The organism is Nocardia brasiliensis, assembly GCF_011801125.1.
Taxonomy (GTDB): domain Bacteria; phylum Actinomycetota; class Actinomycetes; order Mycobacteriales; family Mycobacteriaceae; genus Nocardia; species Nocardia brasiliensis_C.
Genome location: NZ_CP046171.1, coordinates 5,932,982 through 5,950,646 on the forward strand (window position 1 = coordinate 5,932,982; position 17,665 = coordinate 5,950,646).

The window sequence follows — 17,665 nt, forward strand, 5'->3', positions numbered from 1 at the left end:
GGGCCTCAGCGGTCCGAGCGGGCGCTGTCGCGGCGTTACGCTCAGCGGGAGTTCGGTCGTGGGACGACCAGGAAGGAGCCGATGATGGCGAAGGTCTTCTCGCATCTGGACGACGCGCTGCGCAAGTTCATCGACGAGCAGTCGATGTTCTTCGTGGCGACCGCACCGTCGGAGGGCGGCCGGGTCAACCTCTCCCCCAAGGGGTATCGCGACACCTTCGCGGTGCTCGACGACCACACCTTCGCCTACCTCGATCTCTACGGCAGCGGTGCGGAGACCATCGCGCATCTGCGCGACAACGGCCGGATCACCATCATGTTCTGCTCGTTCGCCCGCACCTCGAAGATCCTGCGGCTCTTCGGCACCGGTCGCCTCGTGCGGCCGGACTCCGCCGAATTCGACACGCTGCGACCGCATTTCGGGCTCCAGCATCCTGGGCTGCGCGGGGTCATCGTGGTCAGCATCGACCGGATCGCCGACTCGTGCGGCTATTCGGTCCCCTATCTGGAACTCGTCGACGAACGCCCGGTGCTCGACGCCCTGCACGACCGCCGCGGTGACGACGAGTTCGCCCAACGCATCGTCGGCGACAACGCGACCAGCATCGACGGACTACCGGCCCTGGAACCGGACCACCCGCTGCCGTCCGCGATTCCGCGCTAGCGCGGTACGGACCGACCGACCGGCGCCGCCGCACCTGCTCGGCGGATTCGATGCCGGTCGATGACGGGTGTCACGACCGGCAGCGATTCGCGGTACGAGACCCGAACATGGCCCGGCTCGGCCGGTGCAACGAGATATCGGAATGCCCGCTACGCACACCCTGATTCGATATCGGGTAATGCGGCGACGCCGCGCTGATATCTCCGAAAGGGGCGGAACTTTCACCGCGCATCGCGGTCGCCCCGAAATAGCCCGGCGCCTACCGCGTTTCGCGGCAGGCGCCGGATCGACCTCAGAGGTGCGCGCCGCAGACCGGCCACGCGCCGGGGCCCTGGGTGGCGAGCACGTTCTCGGCCACCCGGATCTGCTCGGCCCGGCTCGCGTTGCTCGGCCGACCGGTACCGCCGTTGGCCTCCCAGGTGCTCTGGGTGAACTGCAGGCCGCCGGAGTACCCGTTGCCGGTCTCGATCGACCAGTTGCCGCCGCTCTCGCACTGTGCGACGGCGTCCCAGTTGTGCGCGGACGCGGTGGCGGTGGACAGGCCGAACGGGACGACGACCAGTGCGCCGAGCGCGGCGGTGAAGCCGAGGGCACGTGCGCGGAACTTGTGGTTGAACGACATAGGGAGTTTTCCTGCCCGCGCCCACCGGCACGACACGGATGTCGCGTCCCTGTCCCCAGGTCAGGTCGGGGATCCTCGGACCGCGGGACAGGGTTTCCGGCGTTCAACGATCCGAGTTCGAGCCCGTCTTCGATCGGGCTTCGGCGACGGTAGCGAAGAATTCGCTGCAAATCACGCGGCGATCACAGGGGAATTGCCGAGACGCATTGAGAGTGCCTTGCTATTTGCCGTTCCGAGCAGCTGGAAAGGTTCATACGGTCGTTCAGTTATCGTTACGTGATGTGCCTGAGATCACAGCGAAATTGTGTTTCGGCTCGCATCGACTCGCGGCGCGTCCCGGCGCGCGGGATGCCGCCGGGCCGACCGGAGTCGGTGCGGCGGGAAACGCGGGTGGCGCCGTCGCTGCCCTCGGCCCGCGCGCAGGCCCGCAGCGGGCCCGTCAGCGGCCCGGAATCGCCTTACTTGCCGTGGGCACGCAACTGGTAGAGACCCTCGGTCTCCGCGACGACCACCCCGGCCGCGTCGGTGACCACGGCCCGCAGCGTGAAGTCGGACTTCCCGTTCGCCGCGGCCTCGGCCTCGATCCGGGTGATCTCGGCCTCGGACAGGCTCGCCTCGGCACGGACGTCGGTCTTGGCCGGCTTGCGGAAGTACACGTGCAGGTCTTTCACCAGCGGGTAGTAGGCGGAGTTGTCGAAGGTGGCGATCGCGATCGCGCCGCCGAGGATCTCCGCGACGGTGAACAGGACCCCGGCGTACATCGCCCCGAAGTGGTTGCCGTTGCCCTCGACCGGCACCGTCGTCGCCGCGAAACCGCGGCGCACCTCGGTCGCCGTGACGCCCATCCGGTGCGCGACCGGAATGCTGAACTCCAGCGCTCCGTTGATGATCTCGGTGAACGGCGGGGTCGTCACGTCGTCGCTCATATCGCACCAGTCCCTTCACACGCCGGGCGCGACGCGCCCGGTCGCCGCTATCCGGCCTCAGAAAAGGGTAAACCGGACCTGGCGCGCCACCACCACCGACATTGCCCCCGCGCCCCGCGTGCCAGGCGCATACTGCGCAAGGTGTGGCCGACGGAGGACCGCACCGACGCACCCGTTGCGAGAGGGAGACCATGAGCGATCCGCGCAAGGCGGCGATGGCGTTGGCGGCGATGGCGTTCGCCGCGGCGTCCGCGGTGGCCGCGCCCGCGGCCGCTGCCGCACCGGTGTGCCAGGGCGCCGGCCAGCCGACCATTCCCGCCGCCACAGTGCCCGGCGCGCTCGAGGGACTGACCGTCGACCAGCGCGGCCGGGCCTACACCACCGACCTGGTCAGCGGCCGGGTCTACCGGATCGAGGCACCCGGCGCGGCGCCGGTGCCGATCGCCACCGTGCCGAGCGGCGGCGCGGGCGCGCTCGCCTGGACCCCGGAAGGCAAGCTGCTCGTCGGCTACGGCGCGGATGCCCGGGTGCTCGCCGGTGACGCGCTGCGGCACGCGGGCATCGTCGAACTCGATCCGGACACCGGCGCGCTCACCCCGTTCGCCGCCGGGCTCAGCGCGGCCAACGGCATGGACGTCGCGCGGGACGGCACGGTCTACGCCACCAACGATTTCGGCGCGCTGATCGGGCGGGTGGATCCGAACCGCTTCGTGCGGCCCGACTGGGCGTCGTTCCCGAGCGCGAACGGCGCGGTCCTCGGCACCGACGACGAATACCTGTATGTCAGCAGGACATTCGCCAACCCAGGGGTGAGCCGGATGCCGACCGCGAATCCGGGAGCCCCGCAGTCACTGCTCGACCTGGGCGGTGCCGACGCGCTCGCCGCACCGGACGGGCTGACGCTGGATTCGCTGGACCGGCCGGTGGTTCCGCTCAATACCGCGGGCCAGGTGATCCGCATCGACGCGCCGAATCAGTACTGCGTGCTCGGCGGTGGCAACCCGCTGACGAGCGTGCTCACCTATGGCCGTGGCACGACGGGCTTCTCGGCGGGCCGGTTGTTCGGCGCCACGTTCACCGGCGTGATCTACGAGATCCCCGGCGGTTTCGACCCGGACGCCACCACCGCGACCCCCTGACCCCGTTCGTCCGGACCGCCGCGGACGGACCCGCTCCTTGGCGCGACACTACGATGGGCCCCGTATCGCCGAGCACCACACGATCGTCCATGCGGCACATGGAGGTACGGGTTTTGGCTGCGCGCACCAGGTTCCTGATCGTCACCGCGTTCCTCGCCGCGGTACTCCTCGTGGTCTGCGGTGTGCGTTACGCCGTGCGGCACGGCGGCGACGCCGCGACCGCGCACGTGTGTCCCGGTGACGCGGCCGCCGCCGACCCCGGTTGGATGTCCGCGCATACCGAGGTGGACGCCGCGTTCGACATGCACCCGTTCGTCGGCAACGGCTATCTCGGGCTGCGCGTCCCGCCCCGAGGCGCGGGCTACGCGCTGACCGGCGAGCCGTCCGGTTGGCCGCTGTACACCCCGCGCTACGACGGCGCGTTCGTGGCCGGGCTCTACGGGCACACGCCCGGCCTGGCCGACGACAGAGAAGTCGCGGCGGCGATCCCGAACTGGTCTGCGCTGACCGTCGGGGTGGGCGCGGAGACGTTCTCCGCCGCGACGCCAGCCGCGCGGATCACCGCGTTCGCCCAGACCCGCTACCTGCGCTGTGGGCTGGTGCGCACCACGCTCACCTGGACCACCCGCGACGGCAAGGCCACCGATCTGGTGTACGACGTGCTCACCGACCGCGTCGACCAGCACGTCGGCGCGGTCCGGCTCACCCTGGTACCGCGCTGGTCCGGCGAGCTCACGGTGACCGACCTGCTCGACGGCGCGGGCGCGCGCAGGCTGACCCCCGTCGACAGCGGCGCGCGCGGTGCGGGCATCGGCGTCGGCTTCCGTACCGAGGGCACCGGGGTGACCGGCGAGGTCGCCTCCGTGCTGCGCACCGGGCACCCGACGCAACCGGGACCGGCCGACGCACTCACCGCACAACAGCAGAGCAGGTTCCCGGTCGAATCCGGGAAGTCTTACGAGATAACCAAATTCGTCGGCGTCGACACCCAGCTCAGCTCGCCCGACCCCGCCGCGGCGGCGCGCGACGCGGCCGCACGGGCCGCGGCCAAGGGCTGGGCGGACCTGCTCGCGGGCACGGCCGCGGCCTGGCGCGAACTGTGGCGCGGAGACATCGAGACGCCAGGGGCGCCCGAGGTGCAGAACTGGGTGCGCGGCGCGCTCTATTCGCTGTACGCGAGCACGAATCCCGCACAGGACAACAGCATTTCGCCGGTCGGGTTGAGCAGCGACGGCTACGCGGGCGCGGTGTTCTGGGACGCCGATATCTGGATGTTCCCCGCCCTGCTGCACTTCGCGCCGCAACTGGCGAAATCCGTGGTCGACTACCGCTACAAGACATTGCCCGCCGCGCGGGCCAACGCCGCGCAGCTCGGCTTGCGCGGCGCCTTCTATCCCTGGACCAGCGCGAGCCGGGGCGCACTCGCCGAATGCCACAGCTGGGATCCGCCGCACTGCCTGACCCAGATCCATCTGCAGGGCGATATCTCGCTCGCGGCGTGGCAGTACTATCTGGCCACCGCCGACACCGGCTACCTGCGCGAGCGCGGCTGGCCGATCATGCGAGATCTCGCCGAGTTCTGGGCATCCCGGGTGACACCGAACGACGACGGCAGCTATTCCATCGACAATGTCGCGGGCCCCGACGAATACAGCAACGGCGTGCGCGACGGTGCGTACACCAACGCGGTGGCCGCCTCCGCGTTACGCAATGCCACCCGCGCCGCCGAGCTCCTCGGCGCGCCCGCACCGCCCGAGTGGGTCGCCATCGCCGATCATCTGCGCATACCGTTCGACGCCGAACGGCAGATCTTCGCCCAGTACGACGGCTATCGCGGCACACCGATCAAGCAGGCGGACACCGTACTGCTCATCTATCCCCTCGAATGGCCGATGTCGCAGAAGGTTTCGGCCAAGACGCTGGAGTACTACGCCGAGCACACCGATCCGGACGGTCCGGCGATGACCGATTCGGTGCACGCCATCGACGCCGCGACCATCGGCGTTCCCGGCTGCACCACCAATACCTATCTCGAACGCGCCGTCCGGCCGTTCGTGCGGGCGCCGTTCGGGCAGTTCGCCGAGGCCCGCGGCACCAAGGCCGGCGTCGAGGACGCACTGGCGGGCGCGCCCGCGTTCACCTTCGTCACGGCCGCGGGCGGATTCCTGCAGACCTTCACCAGCGGGCTGCTCGGCCTGCGCCAGCGCGCCGAGGAGCTACGCGTCGACCCGATGCTGCCGCCGGAGCTGAGCACCGGGGTGCGGCTGCGCGGAATGAACTGGCAGGGAAGGACTTTCGACGCCGAACTGGGGCCGGAGCAGACCAGGATCGTGCTGCGGGACGGTGCGGCAATGCGTGTGCGGACCCCGACCGGCGTCGTGACGGTCGGCCGCGACGAGCCGCTGACCCTGCCGACCCGCCGCCCGGATCGCGCACCCACCGACAATCTCGCCCGCTGCACATCCGTCACGGCCAGCGCCGAGGAACCCGGCCGCTACGCCGACGCCGCGGTCGACGGCAGCGTCGGCACCGGCTGGTCGCCCGGTGCCGGACCCGCCGACCTCACCGTCGATCTCGGCGCCGAAACATCGATCGGCCGGGTGCTGCCGCGCTGGTCCGGCCCGGTGCCGACGAGCACCGTCGCGGCATCGCCGGACAATCACACGTGGACCACGGTGCCGCTCGATCCGGCCACCGGGGCGCCGACCCGCCCGGTCACCACCCGCTATCTGCGATTGACGTTGGCCCCCGCCGACCCGGCGGCCCGAGCGGATCTGCGCGAGCTCGAGATCTATGCCGCACCACGGTGAGCGGCGGCGCGTCCATTCGGTCGTTCGGCGGAAACCGACCATAGTGGAGGGCGATGGCTAACGATACAAAGAAGACATCGACCACGCCGGATCTGCGACTCATCGGCATCGGCGTCACCACGGTGGTGGCGGGCGTCGGATGGGCGGCCCTGGGCAAGGACAGTTTCGGCACCGCCTCCAAGACCGCACTGGACTGGGTGCTCGGCAACTTCGACTGGCTGTTCGTGGTGTCCGCCGACATTTTCCTGGTGCTCTGCGTGGTGATCGCGGTCAGCCGGTTCGGCCGGATCCGGCTCGGCAGCGACGACGCCGAACCGGAATTCAGCAACCTCGCCTGGATCGCGATGATGTTCAGCGCGGGCATGGGCATCGGCCTGATGTTCTACGGGGTCGGGGAACCGCTGCAGCATTTCGTCGCGCCGCCGCCGTCGACCGGCATCGCGCCGCAGAGCACCGCGGCCGCGGGCACCGCACTGCAATATTCGCTGTTCCACTGGACGCTCACGCCGTGGGCGATCTACGGCATCGTCGGGCTGGCCCTGGCCTACGCGGGTTTCCGGAAGGGGCGCGGCAATCGGCTCTCCGCCGCCTTCGTTCCCCTGCTCGGCGCCCGCAGGGCCGCGGGGTGGCAGGGGCAGGCGATCGATCTGCTCGCGGTGTTCGCCACCGTGTTCGGCACCGCGACCAGCCTCGGGCTGGGCGCGCTCCAAGTGGCCAAGGGCCTGCAGCTCACCGCTAACGCGCCGGACACGGTGACCGTGCAACTGATCATCATCGGCGCGCTGAGCGCCGCGTTCGTCCTGTCCGCCTTCTCCGGCCTGCACAAGGGCGTCAAATGGTTGTCCACGGTGAACATCGCGCTGGCCGCGCTGCTGATGGTGTTCGTCTTCGTGCTCGGCCCGACCGTCTATGTGCTGGACAGCATTCCGTCGAGCATCGGCAACTACCTGACCAACCTGCTGCCGATGGCCACCAGGACCGGCGCGTACGCCGACTCCGCCTGGCTCGGCAAGTGGACGATCTTCTATTGGGCCTGGTGGTTGTCCTGGGCACCGTTCGTCGGCACCTTCATCGCGCGGATCTCGCGCGGGCGCACCATCCGTGAGTTCCTGATCGGCGTGCTGCTGGTACCCAGCGGCGTCACCATCGTGTGGTTCTGCATCATGGGCGGCAGCGCCATTCGCCTGAGCAGCACCGGCATCGCCGACCTGGCCGCGAACGCCGCCGACGCGGAGGCGTCGTTGTTCGACATGCTGGACGCGCTGCCGCTGGGCACCGTCACCTCCTGGCTGTCGATGATCCTGGTGATGACCTACTTCGTCACCAGCGCCGATTCGGCCTCCCTGGTGATGGGCTCGCTGACCAGCCGCGGCGCGCTCAATCCGCCGTCCTGGCTGGTCGTCACCTGGGGCATCCTGATGGGTGCGGTCGCCGCCGTGCTGCTGGTCGAGGGCGGGCTCGGCTCCCTGCAAACCGCGACGATCCTCGTCGCGCTCCCCTTCGTCCTGGTGATGCTCGCCCTCTGCTGGGCCCTGCTGAAGGAACTACGCGAGGACCCCGGCGCCGGCCCCGCCGCCCACCACCCCCTCTACGGCCTCCGCGACGCGGTACGCGCCATGGTCGGCGAGGCGATCGACGACCACGACCGCAAACCCCGCCGCCGCACCCCACCCCCGTAGCCGGGCCGGGTATCCCGGGCGGGCGTTCAGTCGCGGAGGGCTTGTTCGCGCAGGGTGCTGAGGGTTTTGGCGAGGATGCGGGAGACCTGCATCTGAGAGACGCCCAGGTGGGCGGCGATCTGGTCCTGGGTTTTGGACTCGAAGAAGCGCATCACCAGCACCTGGCGTTCCCGCTCGGGCAGGGCCGCGATGAGCGGCCGCACCGCGAGGTAGTCCTCGACCGTGCGGTACCGCGGCTCCTCGGCGCCCAGGCTGTCCAGCGGTGAACGCGGCGCGTTCTCGTCGTCGCTGTCGGAGCCGGCATCGATCGAGGAGGTCTGGTAGGCGTTGCGCGCGATCAGCGCCTGGGTCACCTCGACGAGGTCGACGCCGAGTTCCTCGGCGATCTCGCGCGCCTTGGGCATCCGGCCGAGCCGCTGCGCGAGCGTTTCGATCGCGGGCGCGATGGTCTGCTGAATCTCCTTGAGCCGCCGGGGAACCCGGACCGACCAGGTGTAATCCCGGAAGTGCCTGCGCACCTCGCCCATGATGGTCGGCACCGCGAACGCCAGGAACGGCGAACCCTGGGTGGGATCGAACCGGTCCACCGCGGCGACCATGCCGACCCGCGCGATCTGCAGCAGATCATCGAAGTTCTCACCGCGCCCGGTGAACTTGCGGGCGATGTGCTCGGCCAGCGGCAGGCAGCGCTCGATCAGTTCCTCGCGCAGTGCCGCGCGCGCTGGATCGTCGGCGTCGAGCGCGGCCAGCTCCAGGAACTGCGGCTCGATATTGTCGTAGCTGTCGCCACCGCGTCGCCGCGGCTGCTGGCCCACACCGGACCGGGGCGCTTCATTGCTCATCGAGTGCGCCCCGGGCCCAGACGAATTCGACGACGGTCGGGTAGCCCGCCACCGCGGCATCGAACGGCGCCCTGGTCGCGGTGACCGAGTCGGTCAGTGTCTGCACGATGTGCCAGCCGAAACTGCCTGTGCCGACCTCGGTTTCGGAGCTGCCCACCGCGCGGATAGCGGCGTTGAGCACGCCATCGCGATAGGTGAAGGCGCAGGAGATGGTCGAGCCGGGCACCGCGTCCTGCAGCAGCACGGTCGCGATCTCGTCGAGCGCGAGCCGGATGTCGGTCACCTCGTCCAACCCGAAGTCCGCGATCAGCAGCACGGTTTCGGCGAGCGCGCGCAGCATGGTCAGCTGCTCCGGTGTCGCGGGAACGGTCACGGCGACCGTCGTCGTCTCCGTCACGGATTCCGATACCCGTTCACTCATTCCGCCACCACCCTCGTGCGCTACGTGCTCGACCGACGCGTCAGCCTACCCGGGGCGGGGTGGCCACCGCAGAGCCGCGCCGACATTATCCGACGGCGCGGCTCGCACGGGGGTTACTTCTCGATGTTCTCGAAGTCGAATTGGCCGTTCCAGGTGAGTTCGGCCTTCTTCACCTTCTCTCCGAGACCTGCGGTGGCGATGAAGTCGAGCACCGGGATGTCGGCCATGTCGCGCAACAGCAGGGTCTGCGCCTGCGCGACGAACTTGTAGGACTCCTCGAGCGACGGCGCGGCGAGCGCGGCATCGATGAGACGGTCGAATTCGGGGTTGCTGTAGTCGATGTTGTTGGTGCCCGCACCGGTGTAGTACTGCGCCGTCAGGAATTGCAGCATGGTCGGGTAGTCACCCTGCCAGCCGTAACGGAACGCCTTGCCGATGGTCCGCGCGGTGATCGCGCTGCGGATGTCCTTGAATGTCGGGTAGGGCGCGCCGATCGCCTCGATGCCGAGGGTGTTCTTGATGCTGTTGGCGACCGCCTCGATCCAGGCCTGGTGCCCGCCGTCGGAGTTGTAGGCGATCTCGTAGCGACCCGACCACGGGGACATGGCATCGGCCTGGGCCCACAGCTTCTTGGCCTCTTCCGGGTTGTACTTCAGGAACTCCGAGCCGGGCAGGTTCCCGTCGAAGCCGGGCAGCGTGATCGCGGTGAAGTCGCGTGAGGGCACCCTGGTGCCGTGGAAGATGTTCTCGCAGATCTGTTCCCGGTTGATCGCCATGGACAGCGCCTTGCGGCGCAGCACGCCCTCCGCACCGGACAGATGCGGGATATTGGACTGGCTGCTCACATGCTGGTTCTGCGCGGTCGGCTTGGTGATCGCCCGGTCGCCGAGGTCCTGTTTGTAGGAGGCCAGCGCGCTGTCCGGGATGGTGTCGAGCGCGTCGAGGTTGCCCGCGATCAGGTCCGCGTACGCGGTGTCGAAGGACTGGTACATGACGAACCGGATGCCTTTGTTCTTGGCCGGGCGCGCGCCCTTGTAGTCCGGATTCGCGACCAGATCGACCTTGACGTTGTGCTCCCAGGCGCCAGTGCGCGCGAACTTGTAGGGCCCGTTGCCGATCGGGTTCTCGCCGAAGGCCTTCATGTCCTTGAACGCGGCCTCGGGCAGCGGATAGAACGGGGTGAACGCGAGCGCCAGCTCGAAGTCGATGGACGGCCGGGACAACTCCACCGTGAAGGTGTGCTCGTCGACCACCTTCAGGCCCGACATCGTCTGCGCGGTGGGCTTTTCCGCGGCCACGGCGTCGTACCCGACGATCGGCGCGAAGACATAGCCCTGCAATTGCGCGTTGGTGCTGAGCGCGCCGTAGTTCCAGGCGTCGACGAAGGACTTCGCGGTCACCGGTGTGCCGTCGGTGAACTTCCAGTCCGGCTTGATGGTGATCCGGTAGTTCTTCCGGTCGGTGGTCTCGATGGACTGCGCCATGTCGTTGTGCGCTTCACCGTCGGCGTCGTAATACTTCAGACCCGCGAATATCCGGTCGGCGATCCGGCTGCCGTTGTTGTCGTTCGTGCTGGCCGGCTGGATCGGGTTCTGTGGCTCGGTGATATTGGTCGTCACGATGCCAGCGTCGGTGCTGTCCTCGGACGAGCACGCGGACAGCCCGAGGCTCGCCGCCAACAACAACGCCGCCGTCAACGCACCAGCTCTTGTGAATCTCACTGCGTTTCTCCCCATGTCGAGAAATGGAGGGAACCCGTGACACGCGTGAGGTCACCAGCGCGTGCCGACACGATCCGCCTTGAATGTCCTCGGACAGTAGCGATTCCGGCAAGCGCTGTCATCAGATCCACAACTTGCGGCCCACGGCGTGTTTTACAGCCAGTCCTTCTTGCGGAACAGCACCTGCAGGAATACCGCGAGCACGGCCATCGCGGCGAGCGCGACCGGATACCCGTACACCCAGGTCAGTTCGGGCATCGTCGCGAAGTTCATCCCGTAGATCCCGGCGATCAGCGCGGGCCCCGCGGCGGTGGCGACCCAGGCCGCGATCCTGCGGATGTCCTGCGCCTGCCGCAGCCCGACCTGGGTCAGATTGACGTCGAGCACGCCGTCGAGCAGGGCGCGGCGGCCGCGGACCCGGCTGTCGAGGTAGCGCACCTGCCGATCGATCTCGTGCAGCGCCTGCTCACCGACACTCGCGGCGCACGGGTCCATGCCGACCCAGCGCGGCAGGCGGCGGCGGATGAGCCGTTCCAGCGGTTCGTCGACCAACCGGCCGGTGGTCTGCTCCACCTCGAGCAGCAGCCTGCGCAGCCGATAGATCTCGGCGACCAGGTTGGTGCCGCGGCCCGCGAAGACCTCGCGTTCGAGCAGCCTGATCTCGCGATCGATGTCCTCGATCAAGGTCGCGAAGCTGTCGATCACCAGCTCGAGCATCCCGTGCAAGAGCGCGAGCGGACCGCCGCGCAACTCGGTCCTGCCGTCTTCCACTTCCGCACGCAGCGCGGCGAATCCGGGCAGGTCCGCGTCGCTGAGGGTGACCACGTAGTCGGGTCCGACCACCAGCACCAGGTCGGTGAGGTCGACCGTCATGCTCTCGGGACGGTAGTGGCCGGTGGTCAGGGCGAGCAGCACCGTGTCCCCGACCACCTGCATGCCGGGTCGTTGCAGATCGTCGTGTGCGGCCGAGATGGCCTGCGGGGCAACGCCCACCGTTTCGTGCAGGCGCGCGAGGTCGCCGTCGTCGGGCTCGCGCACGCTGACCCATGCGAAGGCGCCCGGTTGGCGCCAGTTCGGACCGTAGCCCGTCATCCCCACCTGGGTCACGCCGTCGAGATACACAGCAGCTTCGGTGATCATTGCGGCATCATGCGCAGGACAACCAACCGGTCCGGATGTTGCCGGCGTCGGGACAGCGACCACTGGGCGAACAGCGCGGCAACGGAGTTCAGTTTTCCCATTGTTTTCGCGGGGTCGCGCTAATCACCGGGCCCCGAAACCGAATCCCGCGCCGGCTGCGGCCGCGGCCGCGCTCGGTAACCTGCCCAAACGAGCTGTGCACCCGGCCGAATATCGAGTTTCCAGCGATATCAGGGCAACTCGGGAAATGGCGGCAGGAACCCCTGCGCTGCTGGCCATTTCGCGGTGTGACGCATCGGATTTCGTTGCGCGGAATTCGCGGAATCGATCACTCGGTTCCGGCCACCGCGCGAGAATGAAGACGGCCTGATCCGCTTTCACGCCGAACTACCGACCGTCGTGGCCGAGCAGAACATGTGGGGAAACACGATGAAAATCAAGGGATTTGCCACCGCGGTTCTCGCGGTAGGAGCTACCGGAATCACCGCGGGAACCGTCGCCGCCGAACCGCTGGCGACACCATCGGCCGAGGTCAGCGCGTACGGCGTCGATCATGGCATCGGCTTCACCACGACCACCGACGGGCGCGCGGTGCGCACCACAGTCGACGCGGGTGCGTTCACGCTGACCCGCGACGGCGCGGCGGTCACGCTGACCGACGACGCGGGCACCGTGATCGCCACGCTGCCCAGCTCGTTCGCGGCCAACGGCGCGCCGGTCGCGCTGCGGCCACAGCTGAGCGACGCGGGCCGCACCGTGACGCTGACTCCGATCAGCGCGCCCGAAACCAGCGCGCACCTGGCCCAACTCGTCGATCAGGCAGACGACACCATCGCGCGCAAGCAGTACAACGCGGGCATCGGCGCCCTGATCGGCGCGGGCATCGGCGCGGTGATCGGGTTCTTCCTCGGCGGCGTCGGCGCCCTGGTCACCATTCCGATCGGCGCGGGCATCGGCGCCCTGATCGGTTACTCCACACCGTAATTCGCGCACGGCGCGGCCGACGCGGCAGACCCCGCGTCGGCGCGCCGTTGCCGCACGCGCGGGTATCGCCCCGCCACCGCTGGGCATGATGGTCGCCATGACCGACCATGTGCTAGCGCTCGATCTCGGTAAGACCGGCTGCCGCGCCTCGCTGCGGCGCGACGGCCGCGAGATCGACTCCGCCACCGGTACCGGCGCGCCCGGCCTGGCCAATGCGGGCGGCGTCGAGGCGGCGCAACGAACGATCCGCGCCGTTGTCGCGCGCCTCACCCCGCCCGCCACCGGATTCGCGCTGCTGGTCGGGGCGGCGGGCGCGGTCGCCGCCCCGCAGGCCGCCGCGCTGCTGGCCCGCGCGCTGGTCGAGCTGCCCGGCGCGCGATCGGTCGCGGTCACCTCCGACGCGGTCACCGCGCACGCCGGCGCGCTCGGCGGCGGGCCGGGTGTCGTGCTCGCGGCGGGCACCGGCGCGGTGGCCACCGCGGTCGACCACGCGGGCCGCTTCACCAGGACCGACGGCTGGGGCCCGCTGCTCGGCGACGAAGGCAGCGGCGCTTGGATCGGCACCGAGGGATTGCGTGCGGCCCTGCGCGCGCACGATGGCCGCGCCGTGTGCACGGCGCTCGCCGCCGCGGCCGTCGAGACCTACGGGGTCCCGCTCGACGAACTGCCCAGGCACCTCGGCGAGCACGAGAACCCCGCGCTCCTCGCCGCACGCTTCGCCCCGGTCGTCGCGGCGGCGGCCGCCACCGACGACACCGCCGCGGCCGTCATGACCGCGGCGGGCCGGGCGCTGGGCCGCACCGTGCGCGCGGCCGTCGCGCGCTCGGGTCTGCGGCCGCCGGTCCCCTATGCGATCACCGGCGGACTGGTCAATCTCGGTGCGGCCCTGCTCGATCCGCTCGATCACGAGATCGCGCAGCTCATCGAGCGGCGGACCGCGCTGGGCGGCCCGATCGACGGCGCCGCCCTCCTGGCCGCCGACCCGGCTACGGTGTTGGAGAAATTGGTGGTACGAATCAGCTGACAATCATTGACAGAGACGATGTGACGGCTGACACTAAGTTGCAATCAGCACGCCGCGTCACCTAGGAGCTGCGATGAACGCACTCAACGTCGCCGTCATCGTCGTCTATCTGATCACCGTGGCGTGGATCGGCCTACGGCTGTCCGGCAAACAGAAGTCCAGCAGCGATTACTTCGTCGGCGAGGGCCGGATGCCCTGGTGGACGGTGTGCTTCTCGGTGGTGGCCACCGAGACCAGCGTGCTCACGGTCATCTCGGTGCCCGGTGGCGCGTACACCGACCAGGCCTTCGGCAACGTCGAGCTGGCACTCGGGTACATCATCGGCCGCACGATCGTGGCGACCGCCCTGATCCCGCTGTACAAGCGCGGCGGATTCGTCAGCGCCTATCAATACCTGGAGCTGCGATTCGGCCGCTATCTGCAGGGCGTGGCCTCGGTGACGTTCGTGTTCACCCGGTTGCTCGCCGAGGGCGTGCGGCTGTTCGCCTCCGCCATTCCGATCAAGCTGCTGCTCAGCGAGTTCGGTATCGACCTCGGTTACGACGTGATCATCATCGCGCTGACCCTGCTGACGGTCGTCTACACCTACCTCGGCGGCATCAAGGCCGTCATTTGGACCGACGCGCTACAGATGGGCCTGTATCTGTCCGGCGCGCTCATCGCCATCGGCGTGCTCACCGGTCACGTCGGCGCATCGGGGTGGGCCGATGCCCTGCACGCGGGCAAGTTCACCGTCTTCGACACCGATTTCGGCCTGGCGCACATCCTGACCAGCCCCTTCGCCATGCCGACCGCGATCGTCGGCGGCGCCATCTTCGCCATGGCCTCGCACGGTTCCGACCAGCTGATCGTGCAACGCATCCTGGCCACCCGCTCGCTGCGCGACAGCCAGAAGGCGATGATCGGCTCCGGCGTCTTCGTCGCCATCCAGTTCGCCGCCTTCTCCCTGGTCGGCGCGCTGCTGTGGTCCTACAACGACGGCAAGACACCCAAAGAACTCGGCCTCGCCACCACCGACAACATCTACCCGCATTTCATCCTGCACGGCCTGCCGGTGGTGATCTCCGGGCTGCTCGTCGCCGGAATCCTCGGCGCCGCAATGGGTTCGCTGTCCTCGGCGCTGAACTCGATGGCGAACTCGACGGTCGCCGACATCATCCGCAGCTTCGCCAAGCGCGAGATCTCCGACCAGGCCATGCTGAAGCTGGCCCGCTACATGACCCTCGCCTGGGCGGTGCTGATGGCGGTGTTCGCGATGGGCTTCAGCGCGACCACCGGCAACGTCTACCTGACCGCGCTCACCATCGCCGGATACACCTACGGCGCGCTGCTCGGCGCGTTCCTGCTGGGCCGGCTGGTCAAGCGGGCCAACCAGTTCGACGCCATCGTCGCCTTCGTGGTCACGGTGATCGTGATGACCTTCGTGGTGCGGGTGGTCAAGATCGACGTCATGGTGGCGGGCGTGGCCACCCCGAAGGGCATCGCCGCGCAGTGGCTGGTACCGATCGGCGTGCTCGTCACGCTGGTGGTCGGCGGCGTGAGCAGCCTGTCCCATCCCGCGCCTGAGCCGAAACCCGAGCCGGTCGAGGCGGTGGTCTAGTGCGCGTCGTCGGGTTGATGTCGGGCACCTCGCACGACGCCATCGACGCGGTCGCCGCGGCGATATCCCTGCGGGACAATACGATCGAGGTCCAACTCGCCGGCCTGCTGAGCCGCCCCTACCCCGCCGAGCTGCGGGCCGAACTCATCGCCGCGCTGCCGCCCGGCTCGATCGACCTGGCGACGGTGTGCAGGCTCGATACCGCGATCGGCCAGGAGTTCGCCGCGGCGGCCGACGCCGCGGTGCACGAATTCTTCGGTGGCGCCGCCGATCTCATCGTTTCGCACGGTCAGACGATGTACCACTGGGTGACCGATGGCCGCGCGCACGGCACCCTGCAGCTCGGCCAACCGGCCTGGATCGCCGAACACACCGGGCTGCCGGTGGTCAGCGACCTGCGCCCGCGCGATATCGCCGCGGGCGGGCAGGGCGCTCCGCTGGTCGCCCTGTTCGATCTGCTGTGGCTGGCCGGACGCGCAGGTCGGGCGGCCGCGCTGAACATCGGCGGTATCGCCAACGCGACCGTGACGGGCACGCCCGCGGTGGCCTTCGACACCGGACCGGGCAACGCGCTCATCGACGCCGCCGTCGCCGCGGCGACCGACGGCGCGGAACTGTTCGATCGCGACGGACGCCGCGCCGCGCGCGGCACGGTGGACGAGGCGCTGCTGAAAGCCCTTCTCGCCGAACCCTACTACCGGGCGGCCGCGCCGAAGACGACGGGCAAAGAGCTGTTCAACAGCGCCTACCTCGCACGCGTGTTGCGGGACCACCCGTTGTCCGGTGACGATATCGTCGCCACCGTGACCGCCCTGACCGCGCGCACCATCGCCGACGCGCTGGCCCCGTTCGCGCCGGACGAGGTGATCGTCTCCGGCGGCGGCACGCTGAACCCGACGCTGCTGGCGATGCTGCGCGCCCAACTGGGCTCGACTACGCTGCGCACCTCCGACGAACTCGGATTGCCTTCGGCCGCCAAGGAAGCCGCGGCCTTCGCCGTCCTCGGCTTCCTGACCGTGCACGGGCTCGCCGGCACCGATCCCGCGACCACCGGCGCGCGCCACGCGCGGGTGCTCGGCTCGATCACGCCCGGCGCGCGGCCGCTCGTACTTCCCGCCGCACCGGGTACCCCACCCCGGCGGCTGACGGTGGTGCCGCGATGACCGAAGCAACACAGCGCGTTTCGACGAAGGGTGGTGTCCGGGTGCCGGGTGGTCCGGAAGGTGACGACGTACGCACGCGATTACTGGGGGCGCTGCCCAGCCTCACCCCTGCCGGACTGCGGCTGGCCAGGGTGATCCGCGACGATCCCGCCGGGGTCGCGCACCTGACCGTGAGCGAGCTGGCCGCACGCGCCGAGACCAGCACCTCCGCGGTCGTCCGGCTGGCAAAAGCGCTCGGCTACGAGGGTTATCCACAGCTGCGTCTGGCCCTGGCGGCCACCGCCAAGGACGACGGGCAACCCGTGTTCGCCACCGACATCGATGCCGAGGACCCGCTGTCGAAGGTGTTGCAGAAGCTCACCGCCTTCGAAACCGAGGGCATGCTGGCCACCGCCGAGCTCGCCGATCCGGCGACGATGCTCGCGGTGGTCGAAGCCCTGGTGCACGCGCGCCGGGTGGAACTCATCGGCATCGGCGCGTCCGGACTGGTCGCGACGGACATGGCACAGAAGCTCGCCCGGATCGGAATGTGGTGCGACGCCTGCACCTCCGAGGACGAGGCGCTGGTGCTTGGCAGCCTGCTCGGGGCGGGCGATGTGCTCATCGCCTTCTCACATTCCGGGGAGACCGCCGCGATCGTCGATGCCCTCGAGCACGCCCGCGGCAGGCAGGCCACGACCGTGGCCGTCACGGCGGGCCCGCAGTCCAAGCTCGCCAGGGCCGCCGCGCACACGGTGCTGGTGGCCGGGCGCGAGGACGGCTTCCGCTCCGCCGCGATGGCGAGCCGGATGAGTCAGCTGCTCGTCGTCGACGCGCTCTACGTCGGTGTGCTGCAACGCACTCCGACGGCCGCGGCGGCGTTGCGGCGCACCTACGACGCGGTCGCCGACCGCAGGATCCCACGCGCACTCCGGAAATCTCCGTGAGCTCG

Annotated in this window: 14 protein-coding genes and 1 pseudogene; 9 read left to right on the forward strand and 6 right to left on the reverse strand. The window is 69.4% G+C overall.

Annotated elements, in window-relative coordinates; translation table 11 throughout:
- The first annotated feature begins 84 nt into the window (after positions 1–84).
- Positions 85–663 carry a pyridoxamine 5'-phosphate oxidase family protein gene (locus F5X71_RS26910; RefSeq protein ID WP_167464520.1) on the forward strand — a complete coding sequence of 193 codons (579 nt, stop codon included), beginning with the start codon at positions 85–87 and terminating at the stop codon, positions 661–663.
- A gap of 295 nt (positions 664–958) precedes the next feature.
- Here the strand turns inward: F5X71_RS26910 and F5X71_RS26915 are convergent.
- Both F5X71_RS26915 and F5X71_RS26920 read right to left on the reverse strand, forming a co-directional pair.
- Positions 959–1,285: pseudogene (locus F5X71_RS26915) on the reverse strand (transglycosylase family protein); the annotation flags it as partial.
- A gap of 458 nt (positions 1,286–1,743) precedes the next feature.
- Positions 1,744–2,211, reverse strand: a complete 468-nt coding sequence (locus tag F5X71_RS26920; protein ID WP_167464522.1) for a PaaI family thioesterase — start codon at positions 2,209–2,211, stop codon at positions 1,744–1,746.
- A gap of 191 nt (positions 2,212–2,402) precedes the next feature.
- Here F5X71_RS26920 and F5X71_RS26925 point away from each other — a divergent pair, with 191 nt between their 5' ends.
- The 3 genes from F5X71_RS26925 (at position 2,403) to F5X71_RS26935 (ending at position 7,839) form a co-directional block, all read left to right on the forward strand.
- Complete coding sequence (locus F5X71_RS26925; RefSeq protein WP_428981400.1) at positions 2,403–3,350, forward strand: SMP-30/gluconolactonase/LRE family protein; 948 nt, start codon at positions 2,403–2,405, stop codon at positions 3,348–3,350.
- A gap of 98 nt (positions 3,351–3,448) precedes the next feature.
- Positions 3,449–6,160 (forward strand): discoidin domain-containing protein, encoded by a 2,712-nt coding sequence (locus tag F5X71_RS26930; RefSeq protein ID WP_238815489.1) that lies wholly within the window; start codon positions 3,449–3,451, stop codon positions 6,158–6,160.
- Positions 6,161–6,213: 53 nt separating this feature from the next.
- Entirely contained in the window at positions 6,214–7,839 is a 1,626-nt protein-coding gene (locus F5X71_RS26935; RefSeq protein WP_167464523.1) for a BCCT family transporter, read from the forward strand.
- Between the two features lie 26 nt (positions 7,840–7,865).
- Here the strand turns inward: F5X71_RS26935 and F5X71_RS26940 are convergent, their stop codons facing one another.
- From F5X71_RS26940 to F5X71_RS26955, 4 genes are all read right to left on the reverse strand, one after another.
- The gene (locus tag F5X71_RS26940) at positions 7,866–8,681 is read right to left on the reverse strand and encodes an RNA polymerase sigma factor SigF (RefSeq protein WP_167464524.1); all 816 of its coding nucleotides are present in this window, start codon (positions 8,679–8,681) and stop codon (positions 7,866–7,868) included.
- Positions 8,671–9,102, reverse strand: a complete 432-nt coding sequence (locus tag F5X71_RS26945; protein WP_167464525.1) for an ATP-binding protein — start codon at positions 9,100–9,102, stop codon at positions 8,671–8,673. Before F5X71_RS26945 ends, F5X71_RS26940 begins: the two co-directional genes overlap by 11 nt.
- 113 nt (positions 9,103–9,215) lie before the next feature.
- On the reverse strand, positions 9,216–10,838 hold the full coding sequence (locus F5X71_RS26950) for an ABC transporter substrate-binding protein (protein WP_167464526.1): 1,623 nt from the start codon (positions 10,836–10,838) through the stop codon (positions 9,216–9,218).
- Positions 10,839–10,976: 138 nt separating this feature from the next.
- Positions 10,977–11,963 carry a CorA family divalent cation transporter gene (locus F5X71_RS26955; protein ID WP_167464527.1) on the reverse strand — a complete coding sequence of 329 codons (987 nt, stop codon included), beginning with the start codon at positions 11,961–11,963 and terminating at the stop codon, positions 10,977–10,979.
- Between the two features lie 429 nt (positions 11,964–12,392).
- Between F5X71_RS26955 and F5X71_RS26960 the strand changes: the two genes are divergently transcribed.
- The 5 genes from F5X71_RS26960 (at position 12,393) to F5X71_RS26980 (ending at position 17,660) form a co-directional block, all read left to right on the forward strand.
- Complete coding sequence (locus tag F5X71_RS26960) at positions 12,393–12,947, forward strand: hypothetical protein (RefSeq protein ID WP_238815491.1); 555 nt, start codon at positions 12,393–12,395, stop codon at positions 12,945–12,947.
- Positions 12,948–13,044: 97 nt separating this feature from the next.
- Positions 13,045–13,971, forward strand: a complete 927-nt coding sequence (locus F5X71_RS26965) for a BadF/BadG/BcrA/BcrD ATPase family protein (RefSeq protein ID WP_167464529.1) — start codon at positions 13,045–13,047, stop codon at positions 13,969–13,971.
- Between the two features lie 73 nt (positions 13,972–14,044).
- On the forward strand, positions 14,045–15,571 hold the full coding sequence (locus tag F5X71_RS26970; RefSeq protein WP_167464530.1) for a sodium:solute symporter: 1,527 nt from the start codon (positions 14,045–14,047) through the stop codon (positions 15,569–15,571).
- Positions 15,571–16,734 carry an anhydro-N-acetylmuramic acid kinase gene (locus F5X71_RS26975; RefSeq protein ID WP_167464531.1) on the forward strand — a complete coding sequence of 388 codons (1,164 nt, stop codon included), beginning with the start codon at positions 15,571–15,573 and terminating at the stop codon, positions 16,732–16,734. The genes F5X71_RS26970 and F5X71_RS26975 overlap by 1 nt, the downstream gene beginning before the upstream one ends.
- Positions 16,731–17,660: a MurR/RpiR family transcriptional regulator gene (locus tag F5X71_RS26980; protein ID WP_167464532.1), complete on the forward strand. Its 930-nt coding sequence runs from the start codon at positions 16,731–16,733 to the stop codon at positions 17,658–17,660. Before F5X71_RS26975 ends, F5X71_RS26980 begins: the two co-directional genes overlap by 4 nt.
- Positions 17,661–17,665 lie beyond the last annotated feature (5 nt).